The following is a 13,219-nucleotide window of genomic DNA, read 5'->3' as shown; positions in this document are numbered from 1 at the left end:
CTTGAGCCCGACCAGTCCGCAGCACGCCGCCGGAATCCGAATGGATCCACCGCCGTCGTTCGCCCCGGCCACGGGAACGATGCCGGACGCGACCGCTGCGGCCGACCCACCCGACGAGCCACCGGGAGTCCTGCTGCGATCCCACGGGTTTCGAGTCGCACCGTGCACAGCAGGTTCGGTGATTCCCTTCGCCCCGAATTCCGGGGTGTTGGTCTTGCCGAAAATCACCAGGCCGGCATCGAGCCAGCGCTGCACCACAGTGGAATGTTCCGGCATCGGCAGATCCGTCAACGAACGCGATCCACTCGATGTGGGCAGGCCTGCGTAGTCCTGCGAGAGATCCTTGATCAGGAACGGCACTCCGGCGAACGGCCCCTGCAGCGGTCGCGTCAACTGGTCGTCGGCCTGCTCCGACATCACCCGCACCACCGCATTGAGCCGCGGATCGATCGACTTGACCTGCCCCAGTGCACAGTCGAGCAATTCGCGCGGTGTCACCTCACCGTCGGCAACCAATCCCGCCAGGCCAAGACCGTCGTACTTCCGATACTCGTCGATGCGCATGGTGCCACCCTAGTGCGACGCCCGTCACAGCCGAAGCGTTGCGAACCCGGTGACCGGATGCGACATAGCGCCTGCCTGCACTCCGGCCGGATGAGGTTCAATACGATCAGGTTGTCGACCGAGCCCGTCCCAGCACCGAAAGAACGGCACTTCCATGATCGCCATCGACATCTCCGACGCCATCCTCCGCGGCGCGGCCGAATTGGAACGAACCGCCAACGGCATTCTCACCCATCGCCTTCCACTCGATGCTCGCCAGCGCTTCTCCGATCCACAGCTCACGATGGCCGAATCTCAGCCGTCAGGAGCTCGGTTGGTCTTCACCACCGCTGCCACCACCATCGAGATCGATGCCGTGGCAACGAGACGCACGTTCCTCGGTCTGCCACCACGGCCCGCCGGGCTGTTCGACCTGCGAGTCGATGGTGTTCTCACCGACCGGGCCCCGACGACGGGTGGGATCACCACGATCATCGACATGGCTACCGAGTCGGTGCACAATCAGGTCGAGAGCAGTGGGCTCATTCGATTCTCGGGGCTGGCCCATGCCGACAAGCTCGTGGAGATCTGGTTACCGCACAACGAAGCGATCGAGTTGGTCGCCCTGCGCACCGATGGTCCCGTTACGCCCGTTGAGGACGAACGGCCGAAGTGGATCAACTACGGCAGCTCCATCAGCCAGGGATCCAACGCCACTGGGCCGAGCACCACCTGGACGGCGCTGGCCGCAGCAGCCGCCGACGTGCAACCGCGAAATCTGGGCTTCGGTGGAAGTGCGCTGCTCGACCAGTTCGTCGCCAGGACCATTCGCGATGCGCCCGCCGATCTGATCAGCCTGGAGATCGGCATCAATCTGGTCAACTCCGACGTGATGCGGCTGCGTGCTTTCACCTCCGCGGTGCACGGATTTCTCGATACGATCCGGGACGGTCACCCCGACACCCCGATTCTCGTGATCTCGGCAATGCTGTGCCCCATTCACGAGAGCACACCGGGCCCAGGAGCTTTCGACCCCGCAGCACTGGCGTCGGGCACGATCGAGTTCATGGCGACGGGCGATCCTACGGAGGTGCGGACCGGAAAGCTCACGCTAGAGGTCATCCGCGAAGAACTCGCCCGCATCGTCGCCGACCGCGCCGGCGGCGACACCCACCTGCATTACCTCGACGGCCTGAACCTGTACGGGCACAACGATTCCGATGAACATCCGTTGCCGGATCGTCTCCACCCCGACCAGCCGACACACGAACTGATCGCACGACGCTTCGTCGACACCGCTTTCGCCGACGGGGGTCCTTTCGCACGCCAGTGAGCCCGGCTCAGAACCCGATGGGAAGTCCCGCGTAGTTCTCCGCCAGTCCCGTGGCCCCTGCCTCGCTGGAGGCCACCCATTTCAGTTGCGAGATTTGCAACTGCGTGTCGAACGGGTCGTCGCCGGTGTGCAGCATCGTGGTCATCCACCAGGAGAAGTGGGTGCAGCGCCAGACGCGTCGAAGGGCGTCGTCACTGTAGGCATCGGCGGCGCGAGAGTCGCTCTTGCCCAGCAACGATGTCAGCGCCGGTGCCAACAGAGCCACGTCGGCCACTGCCAGGTTGAGGCCCTTCGCTCCGGTCGGCGGCACGATGTGCGCGGCGTCGCCGGCCAGAAAGAGATTGCCGTGTCGCATCGGCGTCTGCACGTAGTTGCGCATCGGCAGCACGCTCTTCTCGGTGATCGGCCCTGGCATGAGTTCCCAGCCGTCCTGACCGTGACCGAGCCTGCGCGCCAAGGCATCCCAGATCCGCTCGTCGGACCAGGTGGCGATGTCGGTGCCGTTGGGAACCTGCAGATACAGGCGGCTGACCGTCGACGATCGCATCGAGTGCATCGCGAATCCGTCCTGATGCCAGGCATAGATGAGCTCGTCGGTCGAGGGTGCCACATCGGCCAGCACCCCGAGCCAGGAGTAGGGATACGTCCGCTCCCAGGTGTTGCGTACCGAATCCGGCATCGCGGCACGGCTGGGGCCGAACGAACCGTCGCATCCGGCAACGACATTCGCATCGATCCGCATCGGCGTGCCCGAGGAATCGGTGAACGTGACGTACGGGGCGTCGGACTCGACGTCGTGCAACGCGGTGTCCGAGACGTCGTAGTAGATCTGCTGGCCGGCCTTCTCGCGGGCAGCCACGAGATCCTTGGTCACCTCGGTCTGCCCGTACACCCACACGCTTCGGTCCACCAGGTCACGAAAGTCGATGTGGTGCCGCTCTTCCGGCCACTGCAGATAGATCCCGCGATGCTCGTGCCCTTCGCGATGCAACCGCTCACCCAGGCCGTGGTCGTCGAGCAGCTGAACCGTCGAATGTTCGAGGATGCCCGCGCGGATTCGCGAGAGCACGTACTGCTGCGTGCGCGACTCGATCAGAACGGAATCGATTCCCTGCTCCCCGAGCAGGTGGGACAGCAGCAGACCCGCGGGCCCTGCGCCGATGATGGCTACCTGTGTACGCATGCATCGAGTACACCGCGCGTTCGGGCCGCGAACAAGACCGCGTTTCCACTCAGTGAAAACACTGCTATCGCCCCCGCAGACTTCGCTCGATTCCTCGGGCCGCAACCTGCAGAGCTGCAACCAGTCTGGCGCGATCCCGGCCGATACTCGGAACCACGATTCCCAGCGCAGCCACCACACTCTCACCCTCGCCCCGGACCGGCACGGCCACCGAACACGCCCCAAGCGTCATCTCCTCGACCGTCTGCGCATACCCCTCGCGATGCACTCGGCGTAGTTCGCTGTCCAACTTCCCCGGGTGAGTCACCGTGTACGGGGTGATGCGGGCCAAGTTCCTGAGCACGCGATCGTGCACCTCGCGCGGGGCGTAGGCCAACAACACCTTGCCGACTCCGGTCGCATACAGCGGCAGGCGGGCTCCGACCCGGCTGACCGCGGGCACCGACGCATGCCCGGCCAACCTGTCGAGGTAGAGCACCTCGTCGCCGCCGCGAATGGCCAAATGCACCGTGGCGAGCGTCGCGCCGTAGAGGTCGTGCAGAAATGGCGAGGCGATCTCTCGCAGATCGGCTTGATCCGGTGCCAGCAAGCCCAACTTCCACAGCCGACGCCCCACCACGTAGCGGCCGTCGTCACCGCGAACGAGCGCTCCCCAGTCGACCAGTTCACGCACCAGGCGATGCGCGGTGGCGACGGGCAGGTCGGCACCGTCGGCCAGTTCGGTCAGCGTCAGCACGGGGGTCTTCTCGCCGAACACGGCCAGGAGCGCCAGCAGTCGCGAGGCCACCGAGACCCCCGGATCCCGCGCATTGCCTGCCACGTGCACGACGATAGCCTCCCCGGTCATCGCCGAGCTCGAAGTTATGGACGAATTCCAGCCGAAAATCATCCACAACTTCGAGTTCGGCAGCTCGGGGAGCACCCACTGTTGACATCCACGGCACCGACGCGCAATCATTATTGGCACAGCGCCAATAAACCACAGATGCGCTTCGAGCCAAGGACCCACCATGACTGCACTCGCAGACCGCACCTCCGACGACCTCGCTACCGAGCTCGCCGACGTGCGACAGCTCGCCCGAGGATTCTTCGAGAAGGAGGTCGCGCCGCACCGCGAGGAATTCGCGGCAGCCGGACGCCCCAGCCGCGAGGTCTACCGCACCGCAGGCAGCCTCGGACTGCTTGGCATGTCGGTACCCGAGCAGTACGGCGGAGGCGGCGGCGACTTCCGCCACGAGGCGGTGCTGTTCGAGGAACAGGTCCGCTGCGGTGACTCGGCCATGCAGCTCGGCGTGCACAGCGGCATCGTCCCGCACTACATCCTGGCCTACGCGTCCGAGGAGAAGAAGCAGCAGTGGCTGCCGAAGCTGTGCTCGGGAGAGTGGATCGGTGCCATCGCCATGACCGAACCGGGCACCGGCTCGGATCTGCAGGGCATTACCACCCGCGCAGTGCGTGACGGCGACGACTACGTCGTGACCGGCGGAAAGACGTTCATCTCCAACGGAGCTCACTGCGATCTGATCATCATCGCCGCCAAGACCGATCCGTCCGCCGGAGCCCGGGGACTGTCACTGCTCGTCGCCGAGGTCTCCGACGACACCGAAGGCTTCCACCGCGGACGCGTGCTGCACAAGATCGGCCAGAAGGGCCAGGACACAGCAGAACTCACCTTCGACGGTCTCCGTATCCCTGCCACGAACATCCTCGGCGACGCAGAAGGACGCGGCTTCGCACAGTTGATGCAGCAACTCCCCCAGGAGCGTTTGATCTGCGGGATAGCGGCCGTCGCGATGATCGACGCCGCCGTCGAGCAGACCGTCGAATACACCAAGTCGCGCAGCGCTTTCGGCAAGACACTGTTCGATCTGCAGAACACCAAGTTCGAGCTCGCCGAATGCGCCACCATCGGCCGCGTCGTCCGCACCTTCGTCGACGACGCCATGGCACAGCACATCTCGGGCAGCCTCGACGTCACCACGGCAGCAATGGTCAAGTACTGGACCACCGACCGACAGTTCGAGGTGGTCGACCGTTGCCTACAGCTCTTCGGTGGGTACGGCTACATGGAGGAATACCCCATCGCCCGCATGTTCGTCGACGGCCGCATCGCACGCATCTACGCCGGTGCCAACGAAGTTATGAAAGACCTCATCTCCCGCTCCTTGTAACTCGGCAATATTGTTGCCCCAGAAAGGCCACCACCATGGAGGCGTTCCTCTACGACGCAGTGCGCAGCCCACGTGGCCGCGGTAAGAGCTCCGGCTCACTGCACACCATCAAGCCGGTCGATCTGGCCGCGAACACGTTGTCCACGTTGCTCTCTCGACACTCGCAGCTGGATCCGGCCCTGATCGACGACGTCGTGCTCGGTGTCGTCACCCCGGTCGGCGACCAGGGTTGCGATATCGCCCGCACCGTCGCGATGGTTGCCGGACTACCGGACAGTGTCGCCGGCGTTCAGCTCAACCGCTTCTGCGGATCGGGACTTGAGGCAGTCAACACTGCGGCGCAACGTGTTCGGTCCGGATGGGATCAGCTCATCGTCGCCGGCGGCGTCGAATCGATGTCCCGTGTCCCGCTCGGGGCGGACGGCGGCGCATGGCCGTGCGACCCGCTCACCAACTACAGCAGCTACTTCGTTCCGCAGGGAGTCAGTGCAGACCTCATCGCGACGATCGAAGGATTCGATCGCGACGAGGTCGACGCCTTCGCAGTGCGCAGCCAGCAACGCGCCGCACACGCCTGGTCGATGGGCCACTTCGAGAAGTCGGTCATCCCGGTCTTCGACGCAAACGGCCGACTGATGCTCGATCACGACGAAATCATGCGCCCCGAGACCACCGCGGCCGATCTCGCTGCCCTGAAGCCATCGTTTGCCCAGATGGGCGCGCTCGCCGGGTTCGACGCCGTCGCGATGCAGAAGTACACCGAGGTCGAGCGCATCGATCACGTCCACCACGCCGGCAACTCCTCCGGCATCGTCGACGGCACCGCGATGGTGCTGATCGGCTCCGAACAGGCCGGGCGCGCAGGCGGATTGACCCCACGCGGACGCGTCGTGGCCGGAGTCGTCGCCGGATCGGACCCGACGTTGATGCTCACCGGCCCGGTTCCGGCCACCCACAAGGTGTTGGCCGCAGCGGGACTCACCCTCGACGACATCGCGGTGTTCGAGGTCAACGAGGCATTCGCATCGGTGGTGCTCAACTACGCGAAGAAGCTGGACATCGACCACGAACGCATCAACGTCAACGGTGGCGCGATCGCGATGGGCCACCCACTGGGCGCAACGGGCGCGATGCTCACCGGAATGGCTCTCGACGAGCTCGAGCGGCGGGGCGAGCGCTACGCACTGATCACGCTCTGCATCGGTGCCGGAATGGGCGTAGCCACCATCATCGAGCGCCTGTGACCACCCCGCGCTCGAACGACGACCCGAGGAAACGATGAACAGCTCTGCTGCACTGCACACTTCCACCATCACCGGCGAGATCGGCACCGACCGCGTACTCGTGCTGACGATGGACGACCCGACGCAGTCCACCAACACGATGAACGCCGCGTTCGGCGAGTCACTCGGGCAGACGGTCGACTGGCTCGAGGCGAACGTCGATGCCTACGACGGAGTGATCGTCACCTCGGCGAAGGATTCCTTCTTCTCCGGTGGCGACCTCGAACTGCTACGCGACGCAGGCCCCCACGACCACGAGGCCATCGCCGACGCCCTCGACTTCACCAAGGACAAGTTTCGCCGGATCGAGAAGCTGGGCAAGCCCGTGGTGGCTGCGCTCGGCGGCACCGCACTCGGTGGCGGCTTCGAGATCGCGCTGGCCTGTCATCATCGAATTGCTCTGAACAACAGCAAAGCTCGCTTCGGGCTTCCCGAGGTCACCCTCGGGCTCCTTCCCGGGGCCGGTGGAGTCACCAGGACGGTCCGCATGTTCGGCATCGTCAAGGCTCTGACACAGGTGGTGGGCCAGGGCCAGCGGTATCGGCCGGCGCAGGCACTCGAACTCGGACTTGTCGACGAGGTCGTCGACACCCACGAGCAGATGATGGCGAACGCACGCGCCTGGATCGTCGCCAATCCCGAAGCGCTGCAGCCCTGGGACAGGAAGGGATTCAAGATTCCCGGCGGCACCGCGGCCTCACCCGCGCTGGCTGCGCAATTGCCTGCCTTCGCGGCAACGGTCCGCAAGCAGGTCAAGGGTGCACCCATGCCCGCTCCGATCGCGGTGGTTGCTGCGGCCGTGGAAGGGTCGGTACTCGACTTCGAGTCGGCATCGCTCGTGGAAACCCGGCATTGCACCTCGCTCGCCTGCGGAGCGGTCTCGGGCAATCTGATCCAATCGATGTTCTTCGATCTCGGATCCATCAACAAGGGTGGCTCTCGGCCGAGCGCCGAACCGCACCGGGTGCCCGAGAAGGTCCTGGTGATCGGTGCCGGAATGATGGGCGCCGCCATCGCCTACGTCGTCGCCTCGGCACAGGTTCCCGTCGTGCTGCGTGATGTCTCGATCGAGTCCGCCGAGCGTGGAAAAGATTATGCACGTTCGATTCTCGCAAAGCCGTCGCGAAGGGACGAAAGACCCAGGCCGACGCCGATGCGGTGCTCGCGCTCATCACGCCCAGTTCCGACGCGGCAGATGCCGAGGGTTGCGATCTGGTCGTCGAGGCGGTGTTCGAGGATCCCGCCGTCAAGCAGGGTGCTTTCGAGGCCGTCGACAAGTACCTGACGGCCGACGCACTGCTGTGCTCGAACACCTCGACCCTGCCCATCACCGAGCTGTCGACGGGAGTCTCGCGCACCGCGGACTTCATCGGCACGCACTTCTTCTCCCCGGTCGACAAGATGCCGTTGGTCGAAATCGTTGTGGGAGAACACACCAGCGAATCGGCGCTGGCCCGCGCATTCGACTTCGTTCGCCTGATCGGCAAGACGCCGATCGTCGTCGGAGACAGTCACGGCTTCTTCACCACCCGCGTCATCGGCCGGTTCATGGACGAGGCGATCTCGCTGGTCGCGGAGGGCGTGCACCCGGCCACCGTCGAGCAGGCCGCTCTTCAGGCGGGCTACCCGTCCGGTGCGCTGGCTCTCATGGACGAGATTTCGTTGACCCTGTCTCGGCACATCCGCGAGGGCATGGCGGAGGCCACCCGCGCCGACGGTCGACCGTGGATCGTCTCGAACTCGTATGCCCTGGTCGATCGCCTCGTCGACGAGTTCGACCGCCCCGGCCGCAAGGCCGGACGTGGCTTCTACGAGTACTCCGAGAACGGAACCAAGGCCGGATTGTGGCCGGGCCTGGTGGAGCACTATCACCGCCCCGATCACGGAATTCCGTTCGAGGACATGATGGATCGCATGCTGATCGCGCAGTCGCTCGACTCGATCGCGTGCCTCGACGAAGGTGTCCTGCGGACGGTCGCCGATGCGAACATCGGCTCCATCCTCGGCATCGGCTACCCCGCGTGGACCGGTGGCGTGCTGCAGTTCGTCAATCAGTTCGACGGCGGCCTGCCGGGATTCGTGGAGCGAGCCGACCGACTGCGGGCAGGGTACGGCGATCGGTTCGTCGTGCCGAGGTCACTGCGCTCACGCACCGAGCGGTACCTCTGACGCCTCGCGGCGTCGGTTCGGTGCAATCATGGCAACCATGCCGGCTGCAAGTACACCCAAGTGGAATCGACTGGAACCGGACGAGCGACGAACGCAGATCCTGGCGAGCGCTGTTCGCTTGTTCGGCGACAAGCCGTACGCGGAGGTGTCGATGTCGGACGTCGCTGCCTCGGCCGGCGTCGCACGAGCTCATTCACCACTACATCGGCAGCAAGCGCGATCTGTACCTCGAGAGCGTTCGCTTCCTGGTCACCGTGCCGCCGATCGAAGACGTACATCTGCCCACGGGCTCGCTCGAGGAGCGAGCCCGTGGCAGTGTGCATTGGCTGGTGGGGGTGATCGAGACGCACGGCGCGGCGTGGGTGTCGGTGGCGAGCGGATCGGGCGTCGACGAGCAGGTGGCCCGCATTCTCGACGAGGCCGACGATCTCGCTGCCGAACGCGTGCTCGACGCAACGGCATTCGAGGGCAGAGGCGGTGACCGACGAGTTGCGACCTCTGCGGTGCGTGCGTTCGGCGGCATGGTCAAGGCGGCAGGCCGCGAGTGGTTGGTGCGCGGCACACTGACGCGCGAACAGGTCGAGATTCTGCTGACCGATGTGCTCGTCACCGTCCTCGACACGGCTCGGGCTCTGGACGACGCCCGAGACCGTTAGCCAGACAACCCATTTCGGCGGTCCATTCGAGTGGTAAACGTGCAAATCGCCTATTGACACTGTGCCAATAAGGTGGAACTGTGACGGTATTCACCTCGGGCACCCTCGCCCCCTCTCGCACAAGGGACTCGCCATGTATCTCACTCAAGGCCTTCACCGCTCCGCGGCAACCACTCCGAACCGGGCAGCAACGGTGTCCGGCGATCGGGTTCGTACCTTCGCCGAACAGATCGACAGAGTGGCAAGACTGGCTGCGGGCCTGCACTCCATCGGCGTCGAGCCCGGCGATCGAGTTGCGATGCTGGCGTTCAACAGCGACCGATACTCGGAGTACCTGCTCGCGGTGCCGTGGGCCGACGCCGTGCTCAACCCCGTGAACATCCGGTGGTCGCCCGTGGAGGTCGCGTACGCACTCAACGACTCCGACACCAAGGTCCTGCTGGTCGACGACACCTTCAGTGCCATGGTCCCGGCATTGCGCCCGGCATGTGCCGGCCTGCAGACCATCGTCTACTGCGGAGACGGTGCCACCCCCGAGGGCATGGTCTCCTACGAGGACCTGGTCTCGTCCCACGATCCCATCCCCGATGCGCGCCGCAGCGGCGACGCACTCGCCGGACTGTTCTACACCGGTGGCACCACCGGCTTCCCCAAGGGCGTCATGCTCTCGCACGCGAACCTCGTCACCTCGGGCCTGGGAACGGTGGCGACCGGACAGCTGCTCGACGACGCGTCGATCCTGCTCCATGCCGCTCCGATGTTCCACCTCGCCGATCTGGCCGCATGGGTGGGTCAGGTCATGCTCGGCGGCACCCATGTGATGGTTCCGTTCTTCGAGCCGACCGCCGTCCTCGGCGCGATCGCGAAGCATTCGATCACCGATGTGCTGCTGGTACCGACGATGATTCAGCTTCTCGTCGACCACCCCACGTTGAGTGAGTTCGACACCTCCTCGCTGAGCCGCGTGCTGTACGGAGGATCCCCGATCTCCGCGGGCGTCCTCGAGCGCACCCTCGCCCGGCTCCCGCGGGCCCGCCTCACCCAGGCCTACGGCATGACCGAGCTCGCACCGGTCGCATCACTGCTCTGGCCGGAACACCATGTGGGAGAGCGCATCGGCTCGGCCGGTCGCGCGGCTCCGCACTCGGAGATCCAGATCCTCGGCCCCGACGACGAGCAGTTGGCCACCGGATCCGTCGGCGAGATCTGTGTTCGCGGTGGACACGTGATGCTGGGCTACTGGAACAAGCCGGACGAGACCGCCGCGGCCATTCGCGACGGTTGGATGCACACCGGCGATGTCGCTACCTCGACGCCGACGGGTTCCTGTTCGTCGTCGATCGCCTCAAGGACATGATCATCACCGGTGGCGAGAACGTCTACAGCGCCGAGGTCGAGAGCGCACTGAGCCTGCACCCCTCGGTGTTGGCCTGCGCCGTGATCGGTGTTCCCGACGGCGAATGGGGCGAGCGCGTCCACGCCTGTGTCGTGCTGGCCGAGGGCACCTCGCCGACGGTCGAAGAACTTCGCGATCACACCCGCAGCTACGTCGCCGGATACAAGACCCCGCGCACCATCGAGTTCGTCACCGCACTGCCCATGAGCGGCGCAGGCAAGATCCTCAAGCGCGAACTGCGGGACGCACACGTGGCGAAGGACGCGCTCGGAGCGTCCCTGTGACCAGCCAGGTCCAGGCGCGAGCCACCTTCGATTCGATCTCCCCCATCGACGATGGTCCGGTCGCCTCGTTCGCCGTCGATTCGACCGAGTCCGTCGCGCGAACGGTCGGCCTGGCACGGAGGGCGCAGCGCACTTGGGCGGCACTACCGCCGCGTACTCGCGCCCGACACCTGAGGGCATGGCGACACGAAATCTGGAGTCATCGAACCGAATTCATCGATCTGATTCACCGTGAGAACGGCAAACCCGCCGACGATGCACTGCTCGAGATCGTACTGACCCTCGAACACATCGCGTGGGCGGAAAAGCAGGCACCACGACTCATGCGGTCGCGCCGAGTCAACCCCGGGTTGCTGCTCGCGAACTACTCCGCTCACGTGGAGACGGTCGCGCTCGGCGTCGTGGGCGTCATCGGCCCGTGGAACTACCCGCTCTACGCACCCAACAGTGCGATCGGTTCGGCTCTGGCAGCAGGCAACTGCGTGGTGTTCAAGCCGAGCGAGTACACCCCCGCGGTGGCGGCTCGATACGTGCGCGCCTTCCACGAAGCCAATCCGACTCTGCCACTGGGCATTCTGTCGCTGGTGACCGGATACGGCGAGACCGGTGCCGCGCTGTGCCGCTCGGGCGTGGACAAGATCGCGTTCACGGGCTCGACGAGAACCGGCTCGAAGATCATGGCCACGTGCGCCGAGACTCTCACCCCGGTGGTCGTGGAATGCGGCGGCAAGGATCCGGTGATCATCGCTGCGGATGCAGACATCACGGCAGCAGCCGAGGCGGTGGCCTGGGGAGCATTCAGCAACAGCGGTCAGACGTGCGTCGGAGTCGAGCGGGTGTACGTCGAGCGCAGTGTCGCAGCACAATTCACCGGTGCTCTCGTGCAGCACGCCCGTGCCATCGCGCCCGGTGGCGATGCGTCGTCCACCTACGGACCGATGACGATGCCCAGCCAGATCGACATCGTGCGACGCCACCTCGCCGACGCCGAAGCGGGCGGTGGCCGAGCACTGATCGGCGGACTGTCCTCGATCGGCGAGCGATTCGTCGGACCCACCGTGTTGGTGGACACCCCCGAGAGCTGCTCGGCCGTTCGCGAGGAAACGTTCGGCCCCACGGTCACCGTCCGTGAGGTCGAGAGCATCGACGAGGCGATCGAGCTGAGCAACGACCATCGGTACGCTCTCGGCGCATCGGTGTTCTCCCGCACGCACGGCAAAGAGATTGCGGCGCAAATGGTGTGCGGCCAGGTCACCGTCAACTCCGTGATTGCGTTCGCCGGGATGGGATCGGTTCCGATGGGCGGCGTAGGTGCCAGCGGCTTCGGCCGAGTACACGGCGACGAAGGGTTCGCCGAGTTCTGCCGCACGCACAGCCGCGTCACGAAGCTGTTCGACATCCCCGGATTCGAGCTGGTGACGCTTCGACGCCGACGGTGGGTCATGCCGCTGATCGACCGAGTACTGGGGCTGCGTCACCGACGCTGAGCGATCAGCGCACCGATTCGACCTGCCATGTCACCGCTGCCCACGCGTGAGGACTTCCGCCGGTTCTCTCATTGGATCGTCGTGGTTCGCTCGGAGAGGATCAGCGCCTCCAGGTTGCACATCGAGACATCGAATCGTGCGGACATCCCGGCGGTCGCGATGGGTCGCACAATACGTCCCAGCCAGCTCGGAGCGACATCGAACCAGAATTCGAAGGTCATCGCGGTGGAGGTTCCGCCGCCCAGCGGCGCGAAGCGAAAGACGTTCGCCACGTTGGTGAGCGGTGCGAATCCCTGACCCGAATCGATTCGCAGTCGGTTCGGTTCCAGATGCCGGACGGTCCACGTGGCGTGACTGGTGAAGCGTCCGAGCGCCGCCACTTCCTCGGTATAGACACCACCTGTGCGGGCGGTGCCGTGATGAGCGGTGACGGCTCGGACGTCGGACACCCATTCCGCGTAGCGGCTGGTGTCACCGGTCAGTGCCCAGACCTCCTCCGGGGTCACCGAGAGTGTGCGATGGGCCGAGACTACGAAGCGTTGTTCCACGAGAGTTCTCCTTCGGTCGAAAGTATTTCTGCTGCGGCCTTTTCACCCGATCGCACGGCGCCGTCCATGTATCCGTTCCAATAGTCGGAGTGTTCGGCACCGGCCCACCGCACTCGTCCGAACGGAACATCGCGCCACCGTCCGAGCCCGGTCAACACCCCGGGGG

10 protein-coding genes and 3 pseudogenes are annotated in these 13,219 nt (G+C 65.3%); 8 read left to right on the top strand and 5 right to left on the bottom strand.

Annotation, left to right across the window (positions count from 1 at the left end; translation table 11 throughout):
- Positions 1–564 (bottom strand): amidase (locus tag RHBS_RS15055; protein ID WP_145977523.1); only part of this gene is annotated, 564 nt, incomplete at its 3' end.
- Positions 565–718: 154 nt separating this feature from the next.
- Between RHBS_RS15055 and RHBS_RS15050 the strand changes: the two genes are divergently transcribed.
- Entirely contained in the window at positions 719–1,876 is a 1,158-nt protein-coding gene (locus RHBS_RS15050; protein ID WP_121871916.1) for an SGNH/GDSL hydrolase family protein, read from the top strand.
- 7 nt (positions 1,877–1,883) lie between these two features.
- On the opposite strand, the gene RHBS_RS15045 is transcribed toward RHBS_RS15050, so the two are convergent.
- Both RHBS_RS15045 and RHBS_RS15040 read right to left on the bottom strand, forming a co-directional pair.
- Positions 1,884–3,059, bottom strand: a complete 1,176-nt coding sequence (locus RHBS_RS15045) for a 4-hydroxybenzoate 3-monooxygenase (protein ID WP_121871915.1) — start codon at positions 3,057–3,059, stop codon at positions 1,884–1,886.
- Positions 3,060–3,123: 64 nt separating this feature from the next.
- Positions 3,124–3,879: an IclR family transcriptional regulator gene (locus RHBS_RS15040; protein ID WP_220709158.1), complete on the bottom strand. Its 756-nt coding sequence runs from the start codon at positions 3,877–3,879 to the stop codon at positions 3,124–3,126.
- Between the two features lie 190 nt (positions 3,880–4,069).
- On the opposite strand from RHBS_RS15040, the gene RHBS_RS15035 reads away from it, so the two are divergent.
- The 7 genes and pseudogenes from RHBS_RS15035 (at position 4,070) to RHBS_RS15010 (ending at position 12,505) form a co-directional block, all read left to right on the top strand.
- Positions 4,070–5,230 carry an acyl-CoA dehydrogenase family protein gene (locus RHBS_RS15035; protein WP_121871913.1) on the top strand — a complete coding sequence of 387 codons (1,161 nt, stop codon included), beginning with the start codon at positions 4,070–4,072 and terminating at the stop codon, positions 5,228–5,230.
- Positions 5,231–5,265: 35 nt separating this feature from the next.
- Complete coding sequence (locus tag RHBS_RS15030) at positions 5,266–6,474, top strand: acetyl-CoA C-acetyltransferase (protein WP_121871912.1); 1,209 nt, start codon at positions 5,266–5,268, stop codon at positions 6,472–6,474.
- Between the two features lie 34 nt (positions 6,475–6,508).
- Positions 6,509–8,682: pseudogene (locus RHBS_RS15025) on the top strand (3-hydroxyacyl-CoA dehydrogenase NAD-binding domain-containing protein).
- A gap of 28 nt (positions 8,683–8,710) precedes the next feature.
- Positions 8,711–8,830, top strand: a pseudogene (locus RHBS_RS32290) (TetR/AcrR family transcriptional regulator); the annotation flags it as partial.
- Between the two features lie 106 nt (positions 8,831–8,936).
- The gene (locus RHBS_RS31805; protein ID WP_306303538.1) at positions 8,937–9,338 is read left to right on the top strand and encodes a hypothetical protein; all 402 of its coding nucleotides are present in this window, start codon (positions 8,937–8,939) and stop codon (positions 9,336–9,338) included.
- Between the two features lie 133 nt (positions 9,339–9,471).
- Positions 9,472–11,018, top strand: a pseudogene (locus RHBS_RS15015) (long-chain fatty acid--CoA ligase).
- Positions 11,015–12,505 carry an aldehyde dehydrogenase family protein gene (locus tag RHBS_RS15010; RefSeq protein WP_128645946.1) on the top strand — a complete coding sequence of 497 codons (1,491 nt, stop codon included), beginning with the start codon at positions 11,015–11,017 and terminating at the stop codon, positions 12,503–12,505. The pseudogene RHBS_RS15015 and the gene RHBS_RS15010 overlap by 4 nt, the downstream one beginning before the upstream one ends.
- 68 nt (positions 12,506–12,573) lie before the next feature.
- Here the strand turns inward: RHBS_RS15010 and RHBS_RS15005 are convergent, their stop codons facing one another.
- Together RHBS_RS15005 and RHBS_RS15000 are read right to left on the bottom strand one after the other, a co-directional pair.
- A complete protein-coding gene (locus tag RHBS_RS15005; RefSeq protein WP_128645945.1) occupies positions 12,574–13,053 on the bottom strand; it encodes an SRPBCC family protein in 480 nt (159 codons plus the stop codon).
- Positions 13,035–13,219 (bottom strand): FAD-dependent oxidoreductase (locus tag RHBS_RS15000; protein ID WP_187298499.1); only part of this gene is annotated, 185 nt, incomplete at its 5' end. The genes RHBS_RS15005 and RHBS_RS15000, both read right to left, overlap by 19 nt.

The sequence above is a fragment of the Rhodococcus sp. BS-15 genome (assembly GCF_000813105.1).
Taxonomy (GTDB): Bacteria; Actinomycetota; Actinomycetes; order Mycobacteriales; family Mycobacteriaceae; genus Rhodococcoides.
The sequence above is the reverse complement of the archived record's forward strand: the minus strand, read 5'-3'. Positions and strand labels throughout refer to the sequence as shown.